Annotated in this window: 23 protein-coding genes and 3 tRNA genes; 3 read left to right on the top strand and 23 right to left on the bottom strand. The window is 73.0% G+C overall.

The features are described from left to right. Position 1: 1 nt before the first annotated feature. The 8 genes from ABZ621_RS19770 to ABZ621_RS19735 form a co-directional block, all read right to left on the bottom strand. Positions 2-619, bottom strand: coding sequence for a helix-turn-helix domain-containing protein (locus ABZ621_RS19770; RefSeq protein ID WP_360606164.1), 618 nt, complete (start codon positions 617-619; stop codon positions 2-4). A gap of 96 nt (positions 620-715) precedes the next feature. Beyond that, on the bottom strand, positions 716-3214 hold the full coding sequence (locus ABZ621_RS19765) for a ComEC/Rec2 family competence protein (protein WP_360606162.1): 2499 nt from the start codon (positions 3212-3214) through the stop codon (positions 716-718). After that, positions 3211-4242, bottom strand: a complete 1032-nt coding sequence (locus tag ABZ621_RS19760; protein WP_360606160.1) for a ComEA family DNA-binding protein — start codon at positions 4240-4242, stop codon at positions 3211-3213. Before ABZ621_RS19760 ends, ABZ621_RS19765 begins: the two co-directional genes overlap by 4 nt. A gap of 110 nt (positions 4243-4352) precedes the next feature. Further along, positions 4353-5198 carry a DegV family protein gene (locus ABZ621_RS19755; protein WP_360606158.1) on the bottom strand — a complete coding sequence of 282 codons (846 nt, stop codon included), beginning with the start codon at positions 5196-5198 and terminating at the stop codon, positions 4353-4355. A gap of 100 nt (positions 5199-5298) precedes the next feature. Continuing rightward, positions 5299-6036: a hypothetical protein gene (locus ABZ621_RS19750; RefSeq protein WP_360606156.1), complete on the bottom strand. Its 738-nt coding sequence runs from the start codon at positions 6034-6036 to the stop codon at positions 5299-5301. 178 nt (positions 6037-6214) lie between these two features. Further along, entirely contained in the window at positions 6215-9082 is a 2868-nt protein-coding gene (leuS, locus tag ABZ621_RS19745) for a leucine--tRNA ligase (protein WP_360606154.1), read from the bottom strand. Positions 9083-9370: 288 nt separating this feature from the next. Continuing rightward, positions 9371-9443: transfer RNA gene (locus ABZ621_RS19740), tRNA-Ala, on the bottom strand. A 71-nt stretch (positions 9444-9514) separates the two neighbouring features. Continuing rightward, positions 9515-9587 (bottom strand) — tRNA-Ala (locus ABZ621_RS19735). A 130-nt stretch (positions 9588-9717) separates the two neighbouring features. Here ABZ621_RS19735 and ABZ621_RS19730 point away from each other — a divergent pair. Beyond that, the gene (locus ABZ621_RS19730; protein ID WP_360606152.1) at positions 9718-11004 is read left to right on the top strand and encodes a glycosyltransferase 87 family protein; all 1287 of its coding nucleotides are present in this window, start codon (positions 9718-9720) and stop codon (positions 11002-11004) included. On the opposite strand, the gene ABZ621_RS19725 is transcribed toward ABZ621_RS19730, so the two are convergent. The 8 genes from ABZ621_RS19725 to ABZ621_RS19690 form a co-directional block, all read right to left on the bottom strand. Continuing rightward, positions 10983-11216 carry a hypothetical protein gene (locus ABZ621_RS19725; RefSeq protein WP_026277450.1) on the bottom strand — a complete coding sequence of 78 codons (234 nt, stop codon included), beginning with the start codon at positions 11214-11216 and terminating at the stop codon, positions 10983-10985. The genes ABZ621_RS19730 and ABZ621_RS19725 overlap by 22 nt on opposite strands. Positions 11217-11341: 125 nt before the next feature. Further along, positions 11342-11414: transfer RNA gene (locus tag ABZ621_RS19720), tRNA-Ala, on the bottom strand. A gap of 105 nt (positions 11415-11519) precedes the next feature. Beyond that, on the bottom strand, positions 11520-12173 hold the full coding sequence (locus ABZ621_RS19715) for a histidine phosphatase family protein (protein ID WP_360606548.1): 654 nt from the start codon (positions 12171-12173) through the stop codon (positions 11520-11522). After that, complete coding sequence (gene rsfS, locus ABZ621_RS19710; RefSeq protein ID WP_169084890.1) at positions 12170-12613, bottom strand: ribosome silencing factor; 444 nt, start codon at positions 12611-12613, stop codon at positions 12170-12172. The genes ABZ621_RS19715 and rsfS overlap by 4 nt, the downstream gene beginning before the upstream one ends. A 69-nt stretch (positions 12614-12682) precedes the next feature. After that, positions 12683-14410 carry an LCP family protein gene (locus ABZ621_RS19705; RefSeq protein ID WP_360606150.1) on the bottom strand — a complete coding sequence of 576 codons (1728 nt, stop codon included), beginning with the start codon at positions 14408-14410 and terminating at the stop codon, positions 12683-12685. A 19-nt stretch (positions 14411-14429) separates the two neighbouring features. Next, complete coding sequence (gene nadD / locus ABZ621_RS19700) at positions 14430-15050, bottom strand: nicotinate-nucleotide adenylyltransferase (protein WP_360606148.1); 621 nt, start codon at positions 15048-15050, stop codon at positions 14430-14432. A gap of 63 nt (positions 15051-15113) precedes the next feature. After that, complete coding sequence (locus ABZ621_RS19695) at positions 15114-15278, bottom strand: hypothetical protein (protein ID WP_030494103.1); 165 nt, start codon at positions 15276-15278, stop codon at positions 15114-15116. Positions 15279-15363: 85 nt separating this feature from the next. Then, positions 15364-15609 carry a hypothetical protein gene (locus ABZ621_RS19690; protein WP_360606576.1) on the bottom strand — a complete coding sequence of 82 codons (246 nt, stop codon included), beginning with the start codon at positions 15607-15609 and terminating at the stop codon, positions 15364-15366. Positions 15610-15742: 133 nt separating this feature from the next. On the opposite strand from ABZ621_RS19690, the gene ABZ621_RS19685 reads away from it, so the two are divergent. Beyond that, positions 15743-16906, top strand: coding sequence for a M48 family metallopeptidase (locus ABZ621_RS19685; protein ID WP_360606146.1), 1164 nt, complete (start codon positions 15743-15745; stop codon positions 16904-16906). Between the two features lie 31 nt (positions 16907-16937). On the opposite strand, the gene ABZ621_RS19680 is transcribed toward ABZ621_RS19685, so the two are convergent. The 7 genes from ABZ621_RS19680 to galE form a co-directional block, all read right to left on the bottom strand. Next, positions 16938-18020, bottom strand: coding sequence for a hypothetical protein (locus ABZ621_RS19680; RefSeq protein ID WP_360606144.1), 1083 nt, complete (start codon positions 18018-18020; stop codon positions 16938-16940). Positions 18021-18135: 115 nt separating this feature from the next. Then, the gene (locus ABZ621_RS19675) at positions 18136-18780 is read right to left on the bottom strand and encodes a hypothetical protein (RefSeq protein ID WP_360606142.1); all 645 of its coding nucleotides are present in this window, start codon (positions 18778-18780) and stop codon (positions 18136-18138) included. A gap of 96 nt (positions 18781-18876) precedes the next feature. Continuing rightward, on the bottom strand, positions 18877-20160 hold the full coding sequence (locus tag ABZ621_RS19670; RefSeq protein WP_360606140.1) for a glutamate-5-semialdehyde dehydrogenase: 1284 nt from the start codon (positions 20158-20160) through the stop codon (positions 18877-18879). A gap of 129 nt (positions 20161-20289) precedes the next feature. After that, positions 20290-20796, bottom strand: a complete 507-nt coding sequence (locus tag ABZ621_RS19665; RefSeq protein WP_189946725.1) for a hypothetical protein — start codon at positions 20794-20796, stop codon at positions 20290-20292. A gap of 197 nt (positions 20797-20993) precedes the next feature. Beyond that, positions 20994-22193 carry a glutamate 5-kinase gene (proB, locus tag ABZ621_RS19660; protein ID WP_360606138.1) on the bottom strand — a complete coding sequence of 400 codons (1200 nt, stop codon included), beginning with the start codon at positions 22191-22193 and terminating at the stop codon, positions 20994-20996. 95 nt (positions 22194-22288) lie between these two features. Then, complete coding sequence (locus ABZ621_RS19655) at positions 22289-22786, bottom strand: GtrA family protein (protein WP_360606136.1); 498 nt, start codon at positions 22784-22786, stop codon at positions 22289-22291. Between the two features lie 108 nt (positions 22787-22894). Then, the gene (galE, locus tag ABZ621_RS19650) at positions 22895-23881 is read right to left on the bottom strand and encodes a UDP-glucose 4-epimerase GalE (protein ID WP_360606134.1); all 987 of its coding nucleotides are present in this window, start codon (positions 23879-23881) and stop codon (positions 22895-22897) included. A gap of 225 nt (positions 23882-24106) precedes the next feature. On the opposite strand from galE, the gene ABZ621_RS19645 reads away from it, so the two are divergent. Next, positions 24107-25840: a stealth family protein gene (locus tag ABZ621_RS19645; RefSeq protein WP_360606132.1), complete on the top strand. Its 1734-nt coding sequence runs from the start codon at positions 24107-24109 to the stop codon at positions 25838-25840. Positions 25841-25912 lie beyond the last annotated feature (72 nt).

Genomic DNA, 25912 nt, shown 5'->3' with positions numbered 1-25912 from the left:
GTCACTCCTTGTCGTCGTCGATGTCGGGATCCAGATAGGCGATCTTCAGGAAGCTGACGGCCCGCGCGCCCTCGGGCCGCACGGCCGGGTCGTCCTCGCGGTCGAGGTAGGCGCGGAGCATCTCGTCGATCCGCTCGCCGAGGCCTCGGAGCTCGTCGGGGGTGAGGTACACCAGGGCGTCCCCGAACAGCTCGGCCTCCCGCCACTCCTTCGTGACGTCCGTCCGGTTCTCCAGGACCTGGGCGAACCGTCCGAAGTAGCGCTCGGCGACGGCCACGTTGAGCTCGTCGGTCGCCTGCGCGACCGAGGGGTCCTCGCTGTAGCCGGGCCACTCGGTGTACCGGGCGGTGGCCCGCCAGGGCTTCTCCCTGCCGCGCCCGCCCGGCGCCTCCTCCACGAGCCCGTACTTGGCGAGTATCCGCAGGTGGTACGAGCAGCTGGCCACCGATTCGCCGGTCAGCTCGGCGGCCCGGGTGGCCGTGAACGGCCCGTGCCGGCGCAGCTGCCCGACCAGGGTCATCCGCAGGGGGTGGGCGTAGGCCCGCAGCGCCCGCGGGTCGGTCAGCTCGATGCTGTGCCGCTTCTCGCCCTCGGGGTGCGACGCGCTGTTCTCCGTCATGATGTAAAGCTATCTATAGAAAGACTTCTTTACAAGTATGTCTTTACAAGGATGTCTTTACAAGCAGGTCTTTACAAGCAGGTCTTTCCTCGCGGGTCACCAGCCGCGCGCCACCGCCACCAGCCCCCTCCCCGCACCCGCCACCGCGATCGCCCCGTCCCGGTCCGTCCGCAGCACCCGCGCCCCGCCCGCCCGCAACGCCGCCAGTGTCCGGGGCGACGGATGCCCGTACGGGTTGTCCCTGCCGGCGGACACCAGCGCGAGGCGCGGCCGCACCACACCGGTCAGCCCCGGGTCCTGGTGCGCCGACCCGTGGTGGGCGACCTTCAGCACGTCCACCGCCCCCAGCTCCGGATGCGCCCGCCACAGGGCCCGCTGCGCCGGCGGCTCCAGATCGCCGAGCAGCAGCACGCTCACCCCGCCCGGCCCCCGGACCAGCAGCGTGACACTGGCGTCGTTCGGCCCGCCGTCCGGCGGCGCCGGCCCGGCCGGCGGCCACAGCACCCGCCATTCCAGCGCCCCGACCCGCCGCCGCTCCCCCGGCTCCGCCCGCACCACCGGCACCCCGGCGGCACGCGCCTCCCTCCGTACGAACTCCGCCTGCCCCCGCGGCTCTTCGAGCCCCGTGGTCTGGATCGCCCCGACCCTCCGCCCCTTCAACACCCCCGGAAGCCCGGCCACATGGTCGGCGTGGAAGTGCGTCAGCACCAGCAACGGCACCTGTCTCACCTCCAGCTCGCGCAGACAGCGGTCCACCGCCACCGGATCCGGCCCCGCGTCCACCACCACCCCCGCGCCCCCGCCGGCCGCGAGCACCGTGGCGTCCCCCTGTCCGACCTGGCACATCGCGTACAGCCAGCCCGGCGGCGGCCAGCCGCTGACCCAGCGCACCAGCGGCACCGGCCGCGCCACCACGAGCATCAGCAGCACGACCACAGCGACCACCGGCCACGTCCGGTGCCGCAACCGCCGCACCCCGGCCACCACCGCGACCGTCACGAGCGCGAGCGCCGCCCCTCCCCACCAGCCACCGGGCCACGCCAGCTCCGCGCCCGGCAGCGCCGCGCCCGTCCTCGCCACCCGGGCGATCCACCCGGCCGGCCACCCCGCCACCCACGCCAGGACCTCCGCCCCCATCGCCCACACCGGCGCCACCGCGAGCGCCCCGAAGCCGAACACCGTCGCGAGCGCCACCGCCGGCTCCGCGAGGAGGTTCGCCGGAATCGCCACCAGGCTCGTCCGGCCCGCGAAGACCACCACGACCGGCGCGCTCACCGCCTGCGCCGCCAGCGCGGCGGCCAGCGCCTCCGCGAGCCGCCCCGGCACCCCGCGCCGCCGCAGCGCCTCGCTCCACCCCGGCGCCACCACCAGCAGCGCCCCGGTCGCGAGCACCGACAGCAGGAACCCGTAACTCCGCGCCAGCCAGGGGTCGTACAGCACCAGGACCAGCACCACCGCGGCCAGCGCCGGGATCAGCGACCTCCTGCGCCCGGTGGCGATCGCGAGCAGCGCGACCAGCCCGCAGGCCGCCGCACGCAGCACGCTCGGATCAGGCCGGCACACGACCACGAACGCCACCGTCAGCCCCGCCCCCGCCAGCGCGGTGCCGCGCAGCGAGAGCCCGATCCGGGGAGCCAGCCCGCCCCGCTCCACCCGCCGCGCCCGCCCCGGACGCCCGACGAGCAGGAGCAGCACGATCGAGAGATTGCTCCCCGAGACCGCCAGCAAATGCGTGAGGTCCGTGGCTTCGAAGGCGTCCCGCACATCGGAGCCGATCCGCGAGGTGTCCCCGACGACCAGGCCCGGGAGCAGCGCCCGCGCGTCCGGCGCCAGCCCGTCGGTCGCCGTGCGCAGCCCGGCCCGCAGCTCGCCGGCCGTCCGCTGGACCGCGCTCGGCGGCCCCACGACCCACGGCGGCCCGGCCCTGGACTTCAGCACCGCCGCGTACGGGTCCCCGGGTTCCCTGGGCGGCGTGAAGCCGGCGCCGACCCGCAGCCGCGTGGACGGCAGCAGCCGCAGCCAGGCGTCCCGTCCCTCCCCCGGGGGCACGATCAGCAGCACCGGCGCACGGGTCCGCACGACCGTCCCGTCCGTCCGCTCCACCCGGACCACCTCGGCGTCCATCACCACCGACACCGGCACCATCGCCCGCCCGCTCACCCGGGGCCGGGTGAGCCGGGGATCCGAGGTGACCGTCACCTCCGCCCAGGCCCGCCCGTACTCCCCCGCCAGGACCGGAACCGGCCCCCGCCTCAGGTCCGCCGCGTGCAGCCCCGCCGAAGCGGCCCCCGCCGCGGCGCACAGCAACACCCCCGCCCACGCCGTCGCCCGCAGCCGCCACCCCGGCGACGCACCCCTCCCACCCCCTTCTTCCCGACCGACCCCCACGGCGGGATCCCGCCCCTTGGTCAGCCACCGCGCCACCGCCGGGATCAGCGACGCCGCCGCTCCGGCCAGGCACAGCCCCACACCTGCCACCGCCCACCAGCCCGCCACGCCCAACGCGACCGCGGCCGCCGCCCACGCGGCCGACGCCGGCGGGACGAGCCGCAGATCGACCGGCTCCTCCTTCCACCCGTCCCCATCCCGCGTCATGGCCGCACCAGGGGCTGAAGGTCCGCGAAGCGCCGCTCGCCGATCCCGTCGACCTCGCGCAACTCCTCGACCGAGCGGAAACCGCCGCGCTCCGTCCGGTGGTCGACGATCCGCCGCGCGAGCACGGGCCCCACGCCCGGCAGCCCGTCGAACTGCTCGGCCGTCGCCGTGTTGAGGCTCAACGGCGCCCCGCTCCCGCCCGCCCCCGCACCCGGCCCCACACCCGGTGCCGCACTCCCACCGGCCGGCGCCCCCGGCACCCCGACGAGCACCTGCTCACCGTCGAAGAGGACCCTGGCCCGATTCAGCCCCGTCAGATCCGCCCCCGCCCGCACACCCCCCGCGGCGCGCAGCGCGTCCGCGACCCGCGACCCGGCCGGCAGCGTCAGCACCCCCGGCCTGCGCACCTTCCCTCCCACGTCGACGACGACCTCCGCCGCGGCCGTACCCCCACCGGAACCCGCACCGCCACCAGACACGGCCGGCGCCGACCCCGACGCGGTCGCCGACGCGGGCGCGGCCGCCACCGGCGCGACCCTCACGAGCTCCGGCGCCCGCACCTGCTCCGGCCGCCCCGCCCAGAAGAATCCGCCCGCCGCGCAGGCCGCCACCACGAGGACCACGGCGAGCGCCGCCAGCGACCTCGGCTCCAGCCCGCACCGCGTCTGCACCCACAGCGGCAGCCGCTCCCGCACCGCCGCCCGCCACCGCCGCTCCCCCACGGCGTCGCCCACGGGCTCCTCGACCACCACCGGCTCCACGACCGTCTCCACGACCGACGACGGAGGCGGCGACGGCAGGGGTGGTGCCGGCAGGGGTGGAAACAGCGCGTCACCCCGCTCCCGTGCGGCGCCCACCGCACCCCCGGCCGGGCCTGGCGGTGCCAGTACCCGGCGCACCCGGGCCCGCCGCCGCGCCCTCCCGGGCGGCGCACCCCGCCGAGGCCCCAGAGGCCCGGGCCCGCCCCTGCCGGCACGGGACGAGGTCGAAGAAGAGACGGAGACCGAAGAAGCCGTACGAAGATCCATGCCTGCGACGGTAGGGTCCGCCGCCGCCCCGTGCCGTCGCCCTCCGACTTCCGTGGACAGTGACGACCCTGTGGACAACTCCCTCACCCACAAGGGTGAAAGAGGCCGCCTCAGCGCGGGGAGACGACCACCGCGAGCAGCCCCGGTCCGGTGTGCGCGCCGATCACCGCGCCGACCTCGCTGACGTGCAGCTCCCCGATCCTGGGAACGCGGGCCCGCAGGCGTTCGGCCAGCGCGTCGGCCCGTTCCGGCGCGGAGAGGTGGTGGACGGCGATGTCGACCGGCCCGGAGCCGGCCTGCTCGACGGCCAGCTCCTCCAGCCGCGCGATCGCCTTGGACGCGGTCCGCACCTTCTCCCGCAGCTCGATGCGGCCGCCGTCGAGTTCGAGGAGCGGCTTCACCGCGAGGGCGGAGCCGAGCAGCGCCTGCGCCGTCCCGATCCGTCCGCCCCGGCGCAGGTAGTCCAGGGTGTCGACGTAGAAGTAGGCGGAGGTGTCCCCGGCACGCTTCTCGGCCGCCGCGACCGCCTCCTCCAGCGAGCCCCCGCCCTCCACGACCTCCGCCGCCGCGAGCGCGCAGAAGCCGAGGGCCATGCCGATCATGCGGGTGTCGACGACCCGTACGGGGACGGGCGCGTCCTTCGCCGCGAGCACGGCGGCGTCGTAGGTGCCGGAGACCTCGGCGGAGAGGTGGAGCGAGACGATCCCGCGAGCGCCCGCCTCCGCGGCCTCGCGGTAGGTGGCGGCGAAGACCTCGGGGCTGGGCCGGGAGGTCGTGACGGGCCGCCGTTTCTGCAGCGCCTCGGCGAGCGATCTGGCCGAGATCTCGGTGCCCTCCAGGAGGGCGCGGTCGCCGATGACGACGGTCAGCGGGACCGCGGTGATGGCGTGCCGCTCCATCGTCTGGGGTGGCAGGTAGGCCGTTGAATCGGTGACGATCGCGACATGCCGGGACATGAGCGGGAGGTTACCCGCCGCGACCGCCGCTCGGCAGCCCGGCCCCGGTCGCGGCCGCTCCCGCAGTACCGCGGACCGCCTGTCCCGCGTCCGCCGCGGGTCAGCCCGCGGACTCCGGCCGGGCCGTCTTCTCCCACGGGTACGTGGTCGTCCGGGGGTCGGGCGCCGTGATCGCCTGCGGCGTCTCCCCGGCCTGCGGCTGGGGCTGCGCAGGCGCCTGCCCCGGCGTCCCGGGGGCCGACTCGTACCAGGCCGCCTGCGACGCCTCCGTCCCGTTCGGCTCCCGGTCGACGGTGGTCCAGTGGCGCAGCGCGCCCGTCTCCACGTCGATCTGGGCGCTCAGCGTCTCCAGGTCGTCCTCGGCGAACCGGCGGGCCCGGTCGTGGGCGGCCTGCCGCAGCGCGTCGGCCGAGCCGGTGATCCGCTCGGTCCGCTCGGTGAGGGCGGACAGCTGCCCGGCCACGTACGCCTTGTCGGGCTCCCGCTCCAGCCGCTTGAGGTCCTCGTCCAGCTCGCGCCCGTGCGCGCTGAGCCGGGCGAAGAGGTCGAGCGACTCCCGCAGCGAGGCGTCCTCGACGGCCCCCGCCTGGAGCGCGTCCTGGGTGGCGCGCATCGAGGAGCGCAGCGCGAGCCGCAGCTTCGCCAGCTCGGCGGCGACGCCGACCTGTCCGAAGCTCTTGGCCCGCAGCGTGGTGTCCTCGACGGTGCGCCTGGCCTGGTCGAGGGTCCGGTCGACGCCCCGCTTGGCCGCCTTGGCCACCTTCACCGTGGCGTAGACCCCGAGCGCCACGAAGGAGAGGAAGAGCAGCGCCAGGATCGTGACAATCGTGGCTTCCATGGTGTGTCGCTCCTCGGCTCCGTCGGCGTCCCACGGCTGTGGTTCTTCCACGGTAAACGGAACGGGCAGGCGGAGGGTTCCATCGGAACCCCCAACCTGCCCGTAGGGGAAACCCCTAGCCCCGTCGGACGACTCGGATCACTCGGTCCGCACCGGACGTCCGGAGCACCACGGCCGCTCAGGCCACGATGTTCACCAGCTTCGGCGCGCGCACGATCACCTTGCGGATCTCGGCGCCGCCGAGGGCCGCGACGACGTGCGCGTCGGCCAGCGCCAGCGCCTCCAGCTCGGCGTCGGTGATGGACGGCGAGACCTCCAGGCGGGCCTTGACCTTGCCCTTGATCTGCACGACGCAGGTCACGGTCTCGTCGACCACGTAGGCCGGGTCGGCGACCGGGAAGTCCTGGTGGACGACCGAGTCCGTGTGACCGAGGCGGCGCCACAGCTCCTCCGCGATGTGCGGGGCGAGCGGGGCGACCAGCAGCACCAGCTGCTCGGCGACCGGGCGGGAGACCGCGCCGCCGACCTTGGTCAGGTGGTTGTTCAGCTCGGTGATCTTGGCGATCGCCGTGTTGAAGCGCATCGCGGCCATGTCCTGCGCGACGCCGTCGATGGCCTTGTGCAGGGCGCGCAGCGTGTCCTCGTCGGGCGCGGTGTCGACGACGGTGGCCTCGCCGGTCGCCTCGTCGACGATGTTGCGCCACAGTCGCTGCAGCAGCCGGTACTGGCCGACCACGGCGCGGGTGTCCCACGGGCGGGAGACGTCCAGCGGGCCCATCGCCATCTCGTACAGGCGCAGGGTGTCGGCGCCGTACTCGACGCAGATCTCGTCCGGCGTGACGGCGTTCTTCAGGGACTTGCCCATCTTGCCGAGGACGCGGCTGACCTTCTCGCCCTCGTACCAGTAGGCGCCGTCGCGCTCCTCGACCTCGGCGGCCGGCACGGCGATGCCGCGGGCGTCACGGTAGACGAAGGCCTGGATCATGCCCTGGTTGTAGAGCTTGTGGAAGGGCTCGGCCGAGGAGATGTGACCCAGGTCGAAGAGGATCTTGGACCAGAAGCGGGCGTACAGCAGGTGGAGCACGGCGTGCTCGGCGCCGCCGACGTACAGGTCGACGCCGCCGGTGGGCATGCCCTCGCGCGGGCCCATCCAGTACTGCTCGATGGCCGGGTCGACCAGCTTCTGGTCGTTGTGCGGGTCGAGGTAACGCAGCTCGTACCAGCAGGAACCCGCCCAGTTGGGCATGGTGTTGGTCTCGCGGCGGTACTTCTTCGGCCCGTCGCCCAGGTCGAGGGTGACGTTGACCCACTCCTCGTTGCGGGAGAGCGGGGTCTCGGGCCGGGTGTCGGCGTCGTCCGGGTCGAAGGTCCGCGGCGAGTAGTCCTCGACCTCGGGCAGCTCCAGCGGCAGCATCGACTCGGGCAGCGCGTGGGCGACGCCGTCCTCGTCGTAGACGATCGGGAAGGGCTCGCCCCAGTACCGCTGGCGGCTGAACAGCCAGTCGCGGAGGCGGAAGTTGACGGTGCCCTCGCCGATGCCGCGGTCGGCCAGCCAGGCGGTGATCCTCGCCTTGGCGTCGACGACGCCCAGGCCGTCCAGGGAGATCTCGCCGTTGGCGGAGTTGACCAGCTTCGCCTCGTACGAGCCGAAGGCGTCGTCCCAGGTGGACGGGTCGGTGCCACGGTTGTCGCTCGGCTCGACGACGCAGCGCATCGGCAGCTCGAAGGCGCGCGCGAAGGCGAAGTCGCGGGAGTCGTGGGCGGGGACGGCCATGATGGCGCCGGTGCCGTAGCCCATGAGGACGTAGTCGGCGATGAAGACGGGGACCCGCTCGCCGCTGACCGGGTTGGTCGCGTACGCGCCGGTGAAGACGCCGGTCTTCTCCTTGGCGTCGGCCTGGCGCTCGACGTCGGACTTGGACGCGGCCTGCTTGCGGTAGGCGTCGACGGCCTCGGCGGGGGTGGCGTGACCGCCGGTCCACACGTCGTGGGTGCCCTCGGGCCAGGCGGCCGGGACGATCTTCTCGACCAGGTCGTGCTCGGGGGCGAGGACCATGTAGGTGGCGCCGAAGAGGGTGTCCTGGCGGGTGGTGAAGACGGTGATGGCACCGGTGTCGCCGACCCGGAAGTCGACGCGGGCGCCCTCGGAGCGGCCGATCCAGTTGCGCTGCTGCAGCTTGATGGCCTCGGGCCAGTCCAGGCCGTCGAGGTCGTCCAGCAGACGGTCCGCGTAGGCGGTGATGCGCATGTTCCACTGGCGCAGCTTGGACTTGAAGACGGGGAAGTTGCCGCGCTCGGAGCGTCCGTCGGCGGTGACCTCCTCGTTGGCGAGGACGGTGCCCAGGCCGGGGCACCAGTTGACCGGCGCCTCGGAGGCGTACGCCAGGCGGTACTCGCCCAGGACCTCGGAGCGCTCGGCGGCGGACAGCTCGGCCCACGCGCGCGTGGAGCCGGGGACCTCACGGGTGCCGTGCTCGAACTGCTCGATCAGCTCGGCGATCGGGCGGGCCTTGGCGGCCTCGGTGTCGTACCAGGAGTTGTAGATCTGCAGGAAGATCCACTGGGTCCACTTGTAGTACTCCGGGTCGATCGTGGCGAACGACCGGCGCTTGTCGTGGCCCAGGCCGAGTCGGCGCAGCTGGACCTTCATGTTCTCCATGTTGGCCTCGGTGGACACGCGCGGGTGCGTGCCGGTCTGCACGGCGTACTGCTCGGCGGGCAGGCCGAAGGCGTCGAAGCCGAGGGTGTGGAGCACGTTGTGGCCGGTCATACGCGCGTGGCGGGCGAAGACGTCCGTGGCGATGTAGCCGAGCGGGTGGCCGACGTGGAGGCCCGCACCGGAGGGGTACGGGAACATGTCCATGATGAACTTCTTGGGGCGGGCGGCGACCTCGGGGTCGCCCGCCAGGTCGCCGGAGGGGTTCGGCGCCTCGTAGGTGCCCTCGGCGTCCCAGACGTCCTGCCAGCGTGCCTCGATGTCGGCGGCCATGGCCGCCGTGTAGCGATGCGGGGCCGCCGTCTCGGCGGCCGTGTTGATCTCGGTCATGGTCCTAGAAGCTCCATCGATCGTCTCTGCCCACTGCCACGAACTGCCACGAAATGAAAAATCCCCTCGCACAGGAGGGGACGCCGCGCCGACTCCGACGGGGTCTCTTCCGCCCGTCGGGACTGGTCAGCGCGGCTCGATAAGCAGGAGGCGTACGGCACGCATGGCGCCAGGGTACCGCAGCGTTCACACGGGCCGCATCGATGTCCACAGGCCGCATCGGTGCCCACGGGCCGGGCGGGAACGACGAAGCGGGCCATCCGATCCGGATGACCCGCTTCATTTCTGTGGAGCTAAGGAGAATTGAACTCCTGACCTCCTGCATGCCATGCAGGCGCTCTACCAACTGAGCTATAGCCCCTCATATGCGGCGTTCAGCTTACCGCAGAAGTGCGGAGAGCCATCCGGTATGGATGGCCCGTCTGCCTTCTGTGGAGCTAAGGAGAATTGAACTCCTGACCTCCTGCATGCCATGCAGGCGCTCTACCAACTGAGCTATAGCCCCTCGTGATCGTCCGCCCGGCTCCCTCTCGGGTCTTCCTCGCGGCGACGGACAGAACATTAACCGGCCGCCGGGCAGAACTCCAAATCCGTTTCTCCGGGACTGTCGGAGGCTCCGGGTAGGGTCGCCCCCTGTGTCCCCCTCCACCCCTTCCCCGTCCCGCGCCCGGCCGTGGCCCCTGGTCGCCGCCGCGGCGGCCTGCCTGATCTCGTTCGCGGCCTTCTGGGTGGCCCAGCGCGTCGCCCACGTGAACATGCTCGACGTCATGGTCTACCGGGCCGAGGCCGAGACCCTGCGGGCCGGCGGCGACCTGTACGCGATGCGCGCCACCTCGGCGAACCTGGCGATGACCTATCCGCCGTTCGCCGCCGTGCTGTTCCTGCCGCTGACCCTGGTGGGCGTCCCGCTGATGCGGACGCTCTCCACGGCGGGGAACCTGCTGCTGGTGGTGGCCCTGGTGCGGCTCTCGCTCCAGCTGGTCCGCCCGGCGCTCGCCTCGCCCGCGCGACGGGCCGATCTGTGGCGTACGACCCTGTGGGTCGCGGCGGTCGTGGTCTGGTGCGAGCCGGTGTGGACGACCCTCCGGTACGGACAGATCAACCTGCTGGTCGCGGTGGCCGTGCTGTGGGACTTCACTCGCCGCGAGGGCAGCCGCTGGGCCGGCCTGGGCATCGGCCTGGCGACCGCGGTGAAACTCACACCGGGTCTCTTCGTGGTGCTGCTCCTCGCCGCGGGGCTGCTGCTGTGGCGGCGGGACCGGGGGATGAACCAGTGGCTGCGCACCGCGCTGACCGCGACCGGGACCTTCCTGGTCACGACGCTGGCCATGGCGGTGGCGCTGCCGGCGGACTCGAAGACCTTCTGGACGCGGACGCTGTTCGAGACGGGCCGGGTCGGGCACGCCGAGGAGACCGCGAACCAGTCCCTCAGCGGGGTCCTCGCCCGGCTGATGCACACGGACGCGCCCGGGCTGTGGTGGCTGGCGGCCGCGGTCCTGCTGGGCGGCGCGGCGATGGCGCTCGCGGTGCGGGCGGCGGTGCTCGGCGACAAGGCCGCGGCCGTGGTCGTCACCGCCTTCGCGGCGCTGATGGTCTCGCCGATCTCCTGGTCCCACCACTGGGTCTGGTGCGTGCCGCTGCTGATCCTGCTGTACGACCGCACGCGCGCGTGGCGGGTGACGGGCCCGGTGGCGCTGGCCTTCGCCTCGTTCGCCCTGTGGTGGGTGCCGCACGACCCGGGCCGTCCCGAACTGGACCAGAACGCGGGTCAGATGCTGCTGTCGGCGGTCTACCCGCTGACGGCCCTGGCGGTCTTCGCCGGGTACGCGCTGGCGCTGCGGAGGTCCCGGCGGACGGCGACCCCGGAGGTTCCCCGGCAGCGGGTGGCTGTCCGGGAGCGTCAGGCCGTGGCGAAGGAGTAGAAGCGCTTGAGGGTGCAGTGCTCGTCGAGGAGCCGGCCGTAGATCGGCTCCCCTTCGAGCTCGCGGTAGGTCTCGATGGGGTCGCCCTTTATGATCAGCGCCCGCGCGCACTCCTCGCACCAGTACTGGTACTCGGGGTTGACGGGGTCCATGTCCCGCACGATGGGCGTGCCGCTGCCGCACCAGTCGCACTTCCGCCTGTGCGCACCCAAAGGCCACCCTCCCGTCCGGACCTGATCCCCCTCCGGCCGTCCGATTCTGCCATGGCCGGGCGGCCCTCAGAAGTGACAAAACGACAGATCCCGCCCCCCTACTGGGGAACGGGATCCGGTGACTGTGGAGCTAAGGAGAATTGAACTCCTGACCTCCTGCATGCCATGCAGGCGCTCTACCAACTGAGCTATAGCCCCTCGCGTTCTCAGCGCTCAGCGCTGCGAACAAGAAGAACTTTAGCCTGTGACCTGCCGGAAAGTGAAATCCGGGCTGCGCGGGGGCCTGGGGACCGGCCCGGGACGTCAGGTGTCGTCGCCGAGGACCGGCTCGGGCAGCGAGCCCGCGTTGTGCTCCAGGAGGCGCCAGCCGCGCGCGCCCTCGCCGAGGACGGACCAGGAGCAGTTCGAGAGGCCGCCCAGGCCCTCCCAGTGGTGCGGCTCCAGGCCGAGGAGCCGGCCGATGGCGGTACGGATGGTGCCGCCGTGGCTGACCACGACCAGCGTGCCGTCCGCCGGGAGCTTGTCGGCGTGCTCCAGGATCACCGGGGCGGCCCGCTCGGCCACCTCGGTCTCCAGCTCGCCGCCGCCCCGGCGCACCGGCTCGCCGCGCTTCCACGCGGCGTACTGCTCGCCGAACCTCGCGACGATCTCCTCGTGCGTGAGGCCCTGCCACTCCCCCGCGTACGTCTCGCGCAGCGCGGCGTCGTGGGCGACCGGGAGTCCGGTGAGCGCGGCCAGCTCGGCGGCGGTGGCCGCCGTCCGCTTCAGGTCGGAGGCGACGATCGCGTCGGGGCGGAGGGCGGCGAGCAGCCGGGCGGCGCGGCGCGCCTGGTGGACGCCGGCCTCGGTGAGCTCGATGTCGGTCGAGCCCTGGAAGCGACGCTCCAGGTTCCAGGAGGTCTGGCCGTGGCGCCACAGGACGATGCGGCGGCCGGTGCCGCCCTTGGCGGTGCTCAGCTCAGCTCACCGTCCGCCCTGTCGAGGTCGGCGCCGGTGAGGGCGGCGTGCTCGGCCGCCTTGCCGCGGGTCTTGACGGCGTCCTCGGGCAGGGGCAGCTCGGGGCAGTCCTTCCACAGCCGCTCGAGGGCGTAGAAGACACGCTCCTCGCTGTGCTGCACGTGGACGACGATGTCGACGTAGTCGAGGAGGATCCAGCGGGCGTCGCGGTCGCCCTCGCGGCGGACCGGCTTGGCGCCGAGTTCCTTCTGGAGCCGCTCTTCGATCTCCTCGGCGATCGACTTGACCTGGCGGTCGTTGGGCGCGGAGGCGAGCAGGAAGGCGTCGGTGATCGACAGCACGTCGCTGACGTCGTACGCGATGATGTCGTGAGCGAGCCGGTCGGCCGCCGCCTGGGCGGCGGCGTTGACGAGCTCGATGGAGCGATCCGTGGCGGTCACAAGCAGGCTTTCGTCGGCGGTCCAGTACCCCTCCAGGGTCTCACGGACCGCCGACGACCCCGCAAACGATTACGAGGCGCCCGGAATCTCGTAGTCCCGGCCGAGGACGACGGTGACGGCGGCGTTGCCCGCGGGCTTGCCCTTGACGACGGATCCGGCCGGCAGTCCGAGGGTCTTGGCGACCTCGGCCGCGGTGGCCTTCTGGGCGTCGTCACCGTAGACGACCTGGGACTTCGCCTGGCCGTCGGTCTTGCTGCCGCCGACGAACGCGTACCCGCCGTTGATCAGCGCGACCTTGGCCGCCTCGACGGCGTCCTCGCCGGTGGCGTCCTTGACGGAGACCCGCGGCACTCCGCCGGCTTCGACGGCGGTGACCTTGCCGCCGAGGATGTCCTTGACGACGCTGTCGCCGGTGCCCTCGGCGAGCGTCCCGTCCTCGCCCACGGGGAGCAGCGCGGTCTTGTAGGCGCCGGTCTTGGCGTGGTCGGCGAGCTTGGCGAGGGAGGCGCCGAGGTCCTTCTCGGGGAGGGAGGGGTCGGCGATCTGCTGGAGGAACTCGATGGCCGTGGTGGCGTTGGCGGCGTCGCTGGGCAGCTTGCGCAGCATGCCGTTCACCACCTGGCCGAAGCGCTGGAGCTGCTTGGCCTCGGCCTCGCCGGCGGCGCGGTAGGTGGCGTAGGCGACGGCGCCGCGGCCGGTCAGGGTCTGCTTCTCGCCCTGGGCGACGAGCGGGGCCGCGCCCTTCTTGCCCTTGGGGTCCGGGACGGCGGTGTCGGTGTCGACCTCGATGCCGCCGAGGTACTCGACGAGGTTCTCCAGGTACGGGCTGTCGAGGCGCCAGGTTCCGGCGATCTTGGCGCCGAGGAGGGTGTCGAGGGCCTCGCGGGTGCCGCTGGAGCCGTCCTCCTCGACGGACTTGCCGAGGGTGGTGGCGGAGCCTTCGGAGTCGGCGACGGCGAGGGCGTTGGGCAGCAGGACGGTGGTGCCCTGCTTGGTGGTGGAGTTGTCCACGAGGAGGGCCGTGGAGGTGCCGCCGCCCTGGATGTCGTGGAGGTGGAGGACGATCGTGTCGCGCCGCTGCGGGCCCGTGGCGGCCGCCTGGTCCTTCTGCGCGGAGTCCCCGGTGCCGGGGAGCAGGCCGGCGGACCAGAGGTAGCCGACGCCGCCGATGACGGCGAGGGCCAGGACGACGACGAGGGCGATCACGCGGTTGCGGCCGCGGCGGCGGGCCTCCTCGCGGCGCTCCGACCGGCTCTCGGTGAACTTGAGCCAGTCGATGACGTCCTCGGAGTCCTCGTCGGGCTCCTCGATGAAGGAGAACTGCTCGGTGCGGTAGTCCCGGTCGTCGCCGGCCTCCGCCCGCCGGAAGGCCGCGGGCGCGGCGGGGACGACGGGCGGGGCGGGCGGTTCGGGGGCGGGCCGCTGGCCGGGGACGCCGGCCGGGGCTGCGGCGACGGGCGCCGGGGGCTCGGCGGCCTGCCACTGCTGCCCGGTGTGCTGCCCGCCGTACTGCCCGCCGCCTCCGTAGGTCTCGTACGGGTCGTAGGCGGGCTGCTGGGGGGCGTAGCCGGTGTGGGCGTCGTACGAGGACGGCTGGGGTCCCTGGGGCTGCTGGGGCGCCTGGGGCTGGGCGTAGGGGTCGTAGCCGTACGACTGCTGCTGCCCGGCGTACGGGTCGTACGCGGGCTGCTGGGGGGCCTGGGCCGGCTGCTGGTACACCGGCTGCCCGTACGCGTCGTAGCCGATGATCTGCGGCTGCGGGTAGTACGGGTCGTACGGGTTCTGCTGGTCGTTCACCGGTGCCCCTTCCCGGGACTCACTCGCCGCGGTACAGCTGGCGCTTGTCGATGTAGCGCACCACGCCGTCCGGGACGAGATACCAGACGGGGTCGCCCGAGGCCACCCGTTCGCGGCAGTCGGTGGACGAGATGGCGAGGGCGGGGATCTCGACGAGGGAGACTCCGCCCTTGGGCAGCCCGTCGTCGGTGAGGTCGTGGCCGGGCCGGGTCACGCCGATGAAGTGGGCGAGGGAGAAGAACTCGTCCGCGTCGCGCCAGGTGAGGATCTGCGAGAGCGCGTCGGCGCCGGTGATGAAGAAGAGGTCGGCGTCGGCGTTGAGCGAGTGGAGCTCGCGCAGGGTGTCGATGGTGTAGGTGGCGCCGCCGCGGTCGATGTCGATGCGGCTGACCGAGAACTGCGGGTTGGACGCGGTGGCGATGACCGTCATGAGGTACCGGTCCTCGGCGGGCGACACGGCCTTGTGGCTCTTCTGCCACGGTTCACCGGTCGGTACGAACACCACCTCGTCCAGGTGGAACAGGGCGGCGACCTCGCTGGCCGCCACCAGGTGTCCGTGGTGGATCGGGTCGAACGTCCCGCCCATCACGCCGAGGCGGCGCTTGCCGCTGCCGCCAGTAGGCACTTCCTGCTCTCCCATGCGTGCAGAGCCTACTGGCACGGCGGTGGGCGCCGGCTCAGCGGCCTCCCGGTCGGCGTCCGGTCAGCGGTCGCGGTTGAAGCGGGTGGTGATCCAGAGAAGCAGCATCAGCGCGAGGAAGGCGCCACCGCCCGTGACGTACGGGTTGAGGCTGTCGTGGTTGCCACCGTGCTCGGCGCCCTCGGAGGCAAGCGTGACGAGGTTGGCGGCGGTGCTGTGGAGGCTCATCTTCGGCGGGACCTATCCGATCGGGGGTGGGAGCGGAGACTTCGCGCACATCGTATGCGGGCGGTCGCGGCCCGCTCACGCCGACTCAGGCGTTGGCGTCCTCGGCGTCCCCGGACGCCCCTCGGGCGGAGGTGTCTCCCGGCTGCTCGGCGGGGCGCTCCCCGGGCTGCCCGGCGGTGTCGTCGCGACCGTATCCACGCAGCAGGAACCAGGCGAGGAGGGCGCCACCGACCATGGAGACCAGCAGGACGATGCGGAGCGTGTCGCCCGGGCCCTGCTGCGCTGCGGCGATCCCGGTGAGGGCGGCGGTGGCCTCGGCGATGTCGGGCATGCGGGTCGTGCTCCCTCGTTGTCCACAGGGCCCGAGTTGTCCACAGGCCCTCCGCTCACGGTAGCGCCCTCGCCTAGGGTGGGTCGTGTCAGGGGGACGAGCACCGACTCGTACGGATGGACAGGGGGCGTTCATGACCGAGAACCACGACAGGAACCACGACGGGAAGCCGCTCGGCGGCGTGCCGAGCAGGCAGCGCAGGCGGTTCCCCGGCATCTCCTCGCGGGCCTACGAGCATCCGGCGGACCGTTCGGCGCTGGTGGCGCTGAGGAAGCTGAGCGGTTTCGACACGGTGTTCAAGGCGCTGAGCGGGCTGCTGCCCGAGCGCAGCCTCAGACTGCTCTACCTCTCGGACTCCGTCCGGGTGAGCGACGCGCAGTTCTCACACCTCAACGACATGCTGCGGGACGCCTGTTACGTCCTGGACCTGGACAAGGTCCCGCCGATGTACGTGACGCAGGACCCGGTGCCGAACGCGATGTGCGTGGGCCTGGACGAGCCGGTGATCGTGCTGACGACGGGGCTCGTCGAGCTGCTCGACGAGGAGGAGATGCGGGCGGTGATCGGCCACGAGGTCGGTCACGCCCTGTCCGGCCACGCGGTGTACCGGACGGTGCTGCTCTTCCTGACGAACGTGGCGCTGAAGGTCGCCTGGATCCCGCTGGGGAACGTCGCGGTGATGGCGATCGTGGCCGCGCTGCGCGAGTGGTTCCGCAAGTCGGAGCTGTCGGCCGACCGGGCGGGGCTCCTCGTGGGGCAGGACCTGCGGGCCTCGATGCGCGGCCTGATGAAGATCGCCGGCGGCAACCACCTGCACGAGATGAACGTGGATGCCTTCCTCGCCCAGGCGGACGAGTACGAGAAGGCCGGTGACCTGCGGGATTCGGTTCTGAAGATCCTCAATGTGCTGCCGCGCTCGCACCCCTTCACCACGGTGCGGGCGGCGGAGCTGAAGAAGTGGTCGGAGAGCCGGGACTACCAGCGGTTGATGGACGGCCACTACCCGAAGCGCTCGGAGGACAAGGACACCTCGGTCACGGACTCCTTCCGCGAGTCGGCGGGGCACTACGCGCAGACGGTCAAGGACAGCAAGGATCCGCTGATCAAGCTCGTCGGCGACATAGCCGGCGGGGCCGGCGACCTCGCGGGCGATCTGGGCGGACGGCTGCGGACCGTGTTCGGTGGCGGCGCCCCGAAGGAGACCGGCAAGGAGACCGGCGGGGACTCGTCCAAGGAATCGGACAAGGAAGGGGACAAGGAGACCGGCGGGGAGCCGGGCGAGGGGGCCGGGAGGTAGACGGCACCCTGGGCGTCAGGGCCCGGGGGCGTCAGGGCCGGGGCTGGGCGGCCGGGGCGAGGGCTCCGCAGAGGGCCGGCACGGCCGGCCGGTCGGGGGCGTAGGGGTCGGTCAGGGCCGGGCCGGACGACGCCGGGGCCTCGGCTCCGGCCAGGAGCGGCCTCAGGCCGCCGCCGGTGTCCTCCCCGCAGGCCTGCGGTCCGGCCTCGACGGTACTGGTCAGCAGCTCGGCCCGGTGCATGCGCAGGTCCTCGCGGTCGAAGCGGAGGTGCAGGGTGCGGTGGACCGTGAAGAGGGAGGCCGCGGCGGGCTCGCCCGGACCCTGGACGGCGGGGCGCAGCGCGTAGGTGAAGGTGTGGTCGGCGGTGACGTCCAGGGTGTCCGTGGTGCTCTCGGCGAAGCGGAGGGTGCCCTGGACGCGGGGCGCGGGCTCGACGACGGAGACCTGACGGGGGTCGAAGCGGACCACCCAGGCGGCGAGGGCGTGCCGGCCGTCGTCGGCGGGTGATTCGACGCTGCGGTCGAACTGGGCGAGCTGGTCGGGGTCGAGCAGCAGGCGGGCGGGGCGCACGGTCTGGCCCGCGAGGACGTCGGGTTCCAGGGAGGAGGCGACGAGGTAGTCCTTGGCGATGCTGAGGGCGGTGACGACCTGGCCCTCGGAGAAGTGGGTGGTGCGGGCGGCGACGGGGAGGTTGATGCCGGCGGCGCCGGTGCGGTACTCGGCGGCGGGGCTGCGGGCGAGGAGCCGGGCCGGGTCGCCGCCGGGGACGGGGCCCTGGGGAGCGAGGGGGACGACGGTGGTGCGCAGGGGCTCGGCGCGCTGGTCGAGCGGTGGCTGGTAGGGGTTGCGCAGGCCGAGATAGATGGCCGTGCCGAAGGCGAGGAGGACCAGCAGGACCAGCAGGAGGGCCTGGCCGGAGCCGGAGCGGCGGCCGGTGGGGCCGGGGCGGCTGCGGACGGCCAGCGCGTGCTCGCCCATCCGTTCCTGGGCGGAGTACTCCTGGAGGTGGGCAGCGCGGACGAACGCCTCGTCGAAGACGACGGCTCGGTACTCGTCGTCACCGCCGGGGAGCCCCTCGGGAGTCCCCTCAGGCGGGTCGCCACGCCCTGCCATACCTTCAGGGTAGGTCGGCGGGGGCTTCGGTAAACGCCCAGGTACACGACAAGTTCGGAAGTTTTCCGCCGTCGGAGTGACCGCCCCGGCGGGCGGGGCGGCCGTCCGGGTGGTGTCAGGGTGTGCCGGGCGCGACGGAGGCCCGCGGGGGCGTCCGCTCGGCGGTCGCCCGGCTGCCGGCGGCCGGTGCGGCGGCGGCCGTGGCCGGGGCGCCGGTGAGGACGGGGACCGGGGGCGCGGCGGCCGGTGAGGCGGCGGGCGGGGCCGGGTTGGGCGCGTCGACGCCGGTGGAGGCCGGGGGGACCTGGTCCTGCCGGTTGGCGGCGGCACCGCGGTAGACGGCGGTGAACGCGAGGGCCACCATGCCGATGCCCATGAGGAGGGCGAGGAGCCAGGCGACGGGCCGGTGCCAGCGGGCGCTGCCCCGGTAGGGGCGCAGGGCGCCGCCGTGGCGGCCGTAGGGGCTGGCGTCGTCGCCGATGTCGTCGGGCTCGTAGGTGGGGCCGACGGGGTCGCAGGCCTCGTCGTAGAGGTCGTCGTCGCCGGCGGCCCGGAGGGCGCGGGCACGGGCGGATTCGGCCTCGGCACGGGCCTGGGCGGCGGCGAGGAGGCGTTCGACGGCCGTCGGCTCGTGAAGGGTGGCCGCCCGGATGAACTCCTCGTCCAGAACCACGTCCCAGCGGCCCTCGGCGGCGCCTCCGCGCTCGTCGTCGGGCTCCCAGCCGTTCGGGGACGGCCTGCCCCCCACGTCGTCCGGCACGGATTCAGAGTAGACCGGGGATGTGGTTTTGGGCAGGGAGAGTGCGAAGTCTCCCCGCCCGTACCGAAAGGCCGAAAGGAGGGGTGCGGGGTGGTGTTACCGGATGTGACCGTCGCCGGTCACGATGTACTTGGTGGAGGTGAGCTCCGGGAGGCCCATGGGGCCGCGGGCGTGGAGCTTCTGGGTGGAGATGCCGATCTCCGCGCCGAAGCCGAACTGTCCGCCGTCCGTGAAGCGGGTGGAGGCGTTCACGGCGACCGTGGTGGAGTCGACCAGCTGGGTGAAGCGGCGGGCGGCGGCCTGCGAGGTGGTGACGATGGCCTCGGTGTGGCCGGAGGTCCACATGCGGATGTGTTCGACGGCCTTGTCGAGGGAGTCGACGACGGCGGCGGCGATGTCGTAGGAGAGGTACTCGGTCTCCCAGTCCTCGGTGGTGGCCGGGACGACGGTGGCCTTGGTGCCCTCGGCGTGGGCGAGGACCCGCTCGTCGGCGTGGACGGTGACGCCGGCCTCGGCCAGCGCGTCGAGGGCGCGGGGCAGGAAGGCGGCGGCGATGTCCTGGTGGACGAGGAGCGTCTCGGCGGCGTTGCAGACGCTGACCCGCTGGGCCTTGGAGTTGACCAGGATGTCGACGGCCATGTCCAGGTCGGCCTCGGCGTCGACGTAGACGTGGCAGTTGCCGGTGCCGGTCTCGATGACCGGGACGGTGGACTCCTCGACGACGGTCTTGATCAGGGAGGCCCCGCCGCGCGGGATGAGGACGTCGACGAGGCCGCGGGCGCGCATCAGCTCGCGGACGGAGTCGCGGGACTCGCCGGGGACGAGCTGGACGGCGTCGGCGGGCAGCCCGGCGCCGCCGACGGCGTCGCGGAGGACGGTGACGAGGGCGGTGTTGGAGGCGTACGCGGAGGAGGAGCCGCGGAGCAGGACCGCGTTGCCGGCCTTGAGGCAGAGGGCGGCGGCGTCGACCGTGACGTTGGGGCGGGCCTCGTAGATGATGCCGACGACGCCGAGCGGGACGCGGACCTGGCGGAGGTCGAGGCCGTTGGGGAGGGTGGAGCCGCGGACGACCTCGCCGACCGGGTCGGGCAGGGCGGCGACGTGGCGGACGTCGGCGGCGATGGCGCGGATGCGCTCGGGGGTGAGGGTGAGCCGGTCGACGATCGACTCGCTGGTGCCGGCCTCGCGGGCCTTGGCGATGTCCTCGGCGTTCGCCTCGACGATCTCCGCGGTGCGGACTTCGAGGGCGTCCGCGATGGCGAGGAGGGCTTCGTCCTTGGCCGAGCGCGGCAGTGGCGCGATCTGTGCGGCGGCGCCACGGGCCCGGTAGGCGGCCCGGGTGACCGGGGTCAGGTTGTCGAGGGGCGTGAGCGAGGTCATGCCCGCAGGGTACTGGTACGGGCGGTCCGACCCCGTACGTACGACGGGCGCATCCCGCAGTGCGAGACGCGCCCGTGCCACCGTACGGACCTCGGGGGCCCGGCCCGTCAGGACCCGGGCCCCGGCGGGTCAGTAGGGGTGGACTCCGACCGGGGCGGCGGGCGGCGGGCCGTAGCCCTCCGCGATCCGCTGGTGGTAGGTCTCCCGGTCGATGACCTCCAGGCCGACGATCTCCCACGGCGGGAGCTTCGCCGTCTGCCGGTGCTCGCCCCAGAGCCGGAGGGCGACGGCGGCCGCGTCGTGCAGGTCGCGGGCCTCCTCCCAGTACCGGATCTCGGCGTGGTCGTTGGCGTACCGGCTGGTCAGCAGGAAGGGGTGGTCGTGGGCGAGCTGTTCGAGCCCGCGCCGTACCTCCTTCAGCGGTGACTCGACGCCGGACACGCTGAGCGTGACGTGCCACAGCTTGGACAGCGGGCGCTCCCCCGCGCCGCCGTCGCCTGTGTCCGTCCCGGCTGCTGTGCTCCTGCCCTCCGTGGCCCTGTCCCGTGCCGCGTCGAAGTCGGCTCCGGCCTCGACACTCGTCAGGGCGCGTTCGGCCGTCCCGCGGGGCATGGCCCCTGGGCGCGCTCGTCTCACCGGCGGCCTCCTGTGTGATGCGTGTGGTGCTGTACCCCGCGTTGTTCGTTGCCCCCGAGACAAAGTTGACCAGCCCGAGCCGCCGCATGGGGCGGTTTTGGTAAAGGTCCCTTCCGGATGGCAGGAGTTTCAGCCGTTTCGGCGGCGCTTTCGCAAGGGCTTCCGGGCCCGTTTCCGGCCGGGGCGACCGCCTGGTCTCAGCCCAGGACGACGAGGTCGTCGCGGTGGACGACCTCGCGCTCGTACTCGGGGCCGAGTTCCCTGGCGAGTTCGTGCGTCGAACGGCCCAGCATCCGGGGGAGCTCCTTGGCGTCGAAGTTGACGAGGCCGCGGGCGACGGGGTGGCCGGTGGCGTCGCGGAGCTCGACCGGGTCCCCGGCGACGAAGTCGCCCTCGACGGTGGCGATGCCGGCGGCGAGCAGCGACTTCTTGCCCTCGACGACGGCCCGGACGGCTCCGTCGTCGAGCCCGAGGGAGCCCTGCGGGGTGGAGGCGTGGGCGAGCCAGAGGAGGCGGTCGGCGGAGCGGCGGCCGGTCCGCCGGAAGCAGGTGCCGGTGTCGCGGCCGGCGAGGGCGTCGGCGGCGCGGCTGGCGGAGGTGAGGACGACGGGGATGCCGGCGGCGGCGGCGATCCGGGCGGCCTCCACCTTGGTGACCATGCCGCCGGTGCCGACGCCCGCCTTGCCCGCGGAGCCGATCTCGACGTGGGCGATGTCCTGCGGGCCTGCCACCTCGGCGATCCGGGTGGTGCCGGGCTTGGCGGGGTCTCCGTCGTAGAGGCCGTCGACGTCGGAGAGGAGGACGAGGAGGTCGGCGCGGACGAGGTGGGCGACGAGGGCGGCGAGCCGGTCGTTGTCGCCGAAGCGGATCTCGTCGGTGGCGACGGTGTCGTTCTCGTTGACGACCGGCAGCGCACCCATGGCGAGGAGCTGGTCGAGGGTGCGGTAGGCGTTGCGGTAGTGGGCGCGGCGGCTGGTGTCGTCGGTGGTGAGCAGCACCTGGCCGACGCGGACGCCGTAGCGGGCGAAGGAGGCGGTGTACCGGGCGACGAGGAGGCCCTGCCCGACGCTGGCGGCGGCCTGCTGGCGCGCCAGGTCCTTGGGCCGGCGGGTGAGGCCCAGCGGGGCCAGACCTGCGGCGATGGCACCGGAGGAGACCAGGACGATCTCCTTCTCGCCGCCGCTGCGGACCTTGGCGAGGACGTCGACGAGGGCGTCGACCCGGTCGGCGTCGAGGCCGCCCGCGGCGGTGGTGAGGGAGGAGGAGCCGACCTTGACGACGATCCGGCGCGCCTCTGTGACGAAGGGACGGACCACGGACACCGCGGCCTGCGGGTTCGGGGAGTGCGAGGGGGCCTGCGGGTTCGGGCTCTGCGGGGTCACGTCCTGTCGGTTCATGTCCTGCTGCACCGCCGCCATATCCGTCGCCACCTGCGCCGTCCTCACTCGCTGTTCTGGCGCCGTGCGCTCCCGGCACGGTCGCGAGGGGCAATCTACGCGAGCCGGGACGGCTGCCGCTCCTCCGTTTCGCCCTCCGGACCGGAGCCGTCCGGACCGGAGCCGTCCGAGCCGGAGCCGTCCGCACCGGAGCCGTCCGCACCTGAGCCGTCCGGACCGGGGGCGCGGCTGACGAGGATCCGGCGGGAGATCACGTACGTGAAGGGGATGGCGACGACGGCGGCCACGAGTGGCGCGATCCTGTCGTCCATTCCTCCCCACGTGACGAGCGCGTACAGGCCGGCGCTCTGCACCACGTAGTTGGTGACGTTGGTGAGCGGGAAGAGGGCGAACTTCTTCCAGGTGGGGCGGGTGCGGTAGGTGAAGTACGTGTTGAGGAAGAAGGAGCCCACCATGCTGAGCAGGAAGGCGAGGGTGTACGCGGCGAAGTACGGCATCCAGGGGTGGAGCAGCAGGTAGCAGCCGAAGAAGGTGCCGGTGTTGATCCCGCCCACCACGCCGAAGCGGATGATCTGGCCGAGCTGGTCTCGCATGGGCCCATCAGATCGCCGTGAGATGAACGGAGCATGCCCGGGGGGCGACGCCCGCACGACGAACGGCCCCCGCGTACGAGGGGGCCGTGTCGTGCGGCGACGGCGGTCCTAGACGGCGGCGCCGCGGCGGGCGGTCCAGCCGGCCCAGGCGGAACCGATCATGTCGCGGACGTCGTGCCGCGCCTTCCAGCCCAGCTCCGTGGCGATGCGGTCGGCGGAGGCGACGACGCGGGCCGGGTCGCCGGGGCGGCGCGGGGTGACGACGGGTTCGGTGGCGTGCCCGGTGATCTCGTTGATCAGCCCGACCATCTCGGTGACGGAGACGCCCTCGCCGCGGCCGATGTTGACCGTGAGGTCGCGCGGCTCGCCGGCCCCGGCCCACTCGGCGAGCTTGCGGGCGACCACGAGGTGGGCGTCCGCGACGTCCTCGACGTGGATGTAGTCGCGGACGCAGGTGCCGTCCGGGGTGGCGTAGTCGTCGCCGAAGATCCGGGGGGCCTCGCCGGCGTCGAGCCGCTCGAAGACCATCGGCACCAGGTTGAAGACCCCGGTGTCGGCGAGCTCCGGGCCGGCCGCGCCGGCCACGTTGAAGTACCGCAGGCAGGCGGTGGCGATGCCGTGCGCCCTGCCGGTCGCGCGGACCAGCCACTCGCCGGCGAGCTTGGTCTCGCCGTACGGGCTCAGCGGGAGGCAGGGGGTCTCCTCGGTGACGAGGTCGACGTCCGGCATGCCGTACACGGAGGCGGAGGAGGAGAAGAGGAAGCTGCGCACGCCCGCGGCGGCGACCGCCTCCAGGAGGACGGTGAGCCCGCCGACGTTCTCGCGGTAGTAGTGCAGCGGCAGCTCGACCGACTCGCCGACCTGCTTCTTCCCGGCGAGGTGGACGACCCCGGTGACGCCGTGCTCGGCGAGCGTCCGGTCGAGCAGCTCACGGTCGAGGACGGAACCGACCACCAGCGGCACGCCGTCGGGAAGCCGGTGGGCGTGCCCCGTCGAGAGGTCGTCGAGGACGACGACCCGCTCGCCCGCCGCCGTCAGCGCCCGGACCACGTGCGCGCCGATGTACCCGGCCCCGCCGGTGATCAGAAAGGTCATGCTCCACCACACCCCTCGTCCGCCACTGTCCGTCACTCTCCGCCGCGTTCCGCCGCTGTACGCCGCGTCCGGCCGCCGACCGCCGCGTGGTGCCCACGCACCGGCACCCCACCGTACCGACTGAGCCGGGCGACCGGGTCCCACCGCTCCGGAAGGGCGTCCGGCCAGGCGTCATACTGGATGAGTTCATCCTTCCGTCCGGTCCCGTTCAAGGAGTCGACCGCAGTGCGAAATCCCGAGGCACCCAGGCTGCTTGGGGTCTACCGCCGAGCCGTACCGGAACGCGTGAGGCGGGCCATCGTTTCGCAGGTCGACGCCGACATGCGCCGCCGGGTGAAGATGCGCATCGCCAGCGGCACCGCGGCCGCCGAGCGGCGTCGCGGCGGCCGTCTCGCCAAGCGTTACGGGGCGTACACGGCCGGCGCCGACCGTGCCGTGATCACGGTGGGCAAGGAGCCGAAGGTGGCGCTCGTCACCGAGGGCGTCACCCCGCTCCAGGCCCGCCGGGCGAATCTGGAGACCGTCCTCGCGGCGCTCGCCGGCGCCGGCGTCGAGCACTTCGCCGTCCGCGGCCAGTCGGAGACGGCCGCCGCCGTGGCCGTCCGCGCGGAGGACCGCGCCACCGTCCTCGCCGCCCTGGCGGAGGCCTGCAGGACCCTGCCCGGCTATGTGACCCCGCTCAGCGCCAACGGCCCCGTCACCCGCGGGTCCGAACCCGGCTTCGAGCCGGCGACCTGGCAGCGGCTGGGCGGCTCCCCCGTCCTGCGCCTCACCTGGTACCGCACGGACCCGACCCACCAGCTGACGCTCGGCGACACCTACGGCTGCGACGTCGAGTTCTGGACGCTGGAGGAGGGCGAGCTGACCGCGCCCCGCGCCGGCCGGATCGCCTCGGCGCTGCCGCCGGCCGGGGAGATCGTCCCGGTCCCGGAGCCGTACTTCACCAGCCTCGCGCCCCGACGGACCGAGGGCGCCCCGCTCGTCCCCGCCCGCGCGGAGACGGCCGTCGTCCCGACCGACGAGGTCACCTTCCCGATCGACGTCGTCTACACCTGGGTGGACGGGTCGGACCCGGCCTGGCTGCGGCAGCGCGCCGAGTTCTCCGGCGAGGGCTACCACGCGGAGGCGGCGAACGCCGCCCGCTACCTGAGCCGCGACGAACTCCGCTACTCGCTGCGCTCGCTCCACATGTACGCCCCCTGGGTGCGGAACATCTACCTGGTGACCGCCGACCAGGTGCCGGAGTGGCTGGACACCGACCGGCCGGGCATCGAGGTCGTGTCCCACAAGGACGTCTTCCGCTCCCCCGACCTGCTGCCGACGTTCAACTCGCACGCGATCGAGTCGCAGCTGCACCACATCGAGGGGCTCTCGGAGCACTTCCTCTACTTCAACGACGACGTGATGCTCGGGAACGAGGTGACGCCGGGCGACTTCTTCCACGCCAACGGCATCACCAAGTTCTTCCCGTCGCCCGCGCTGGTGCCGCTCGGCGAGCGGACCGCCGACGACCCGCCGGTGGCCGCCGCCGGCAAGAACAACCGCCGCCTGATCGAGGAGCGGTACGGCGCGGTGCTCGTCCAGAAGATGAAGCACATGCCGCATCCGCTGAGCCGGACCGTGCTGACCGAGATCGAGACGGAGTTCGCCGCCGAGTACCGCCACACGGAGGCGAGCAGGTTCCGCAGCATCGACGACATCTCCATCTCGTCCTCGCTGCACCACTACTACGCGTTCCACACGGGCCGCGCGGTCCCCTCCCAGCTGCCGTACTCCTACCTGGACCTGACCCACCCGTGGACGGAGACCCGGCTCGGCCGGCTCCTCGCCGCCCGGGACAAGACGGTCTTCTGCGTCAACGACACGGTGTCCACGGAGCAGGAGGTGGGCGAGCAGAAGGACCTGATCACCCCCTTCCTGGAGGCGTACTTCCCGGTCCCGAGCCCGTACGAGAAGTAGCCCGGCGAACACGAGAGAGGGGGGGGGGGCGGGAGGCGGCGAGCCGGCGCGCGGGACGCGGGGGGTGGGGTT

The sequence above is a fragment of the Streptomyces sp. NPDC007863 genome (genome assembly GCF_040633895.1).
GTDB lineage: Bacteria > Actinomycetota > Actinomycetes > Streptomycetales > Streptomycetaceae > Streptomyces.
The sequence above is the reverse complement of the archived record's forward strand: the minus strand, read 5'-3'. Positions and strand labels throughout refer to the sequence as shown.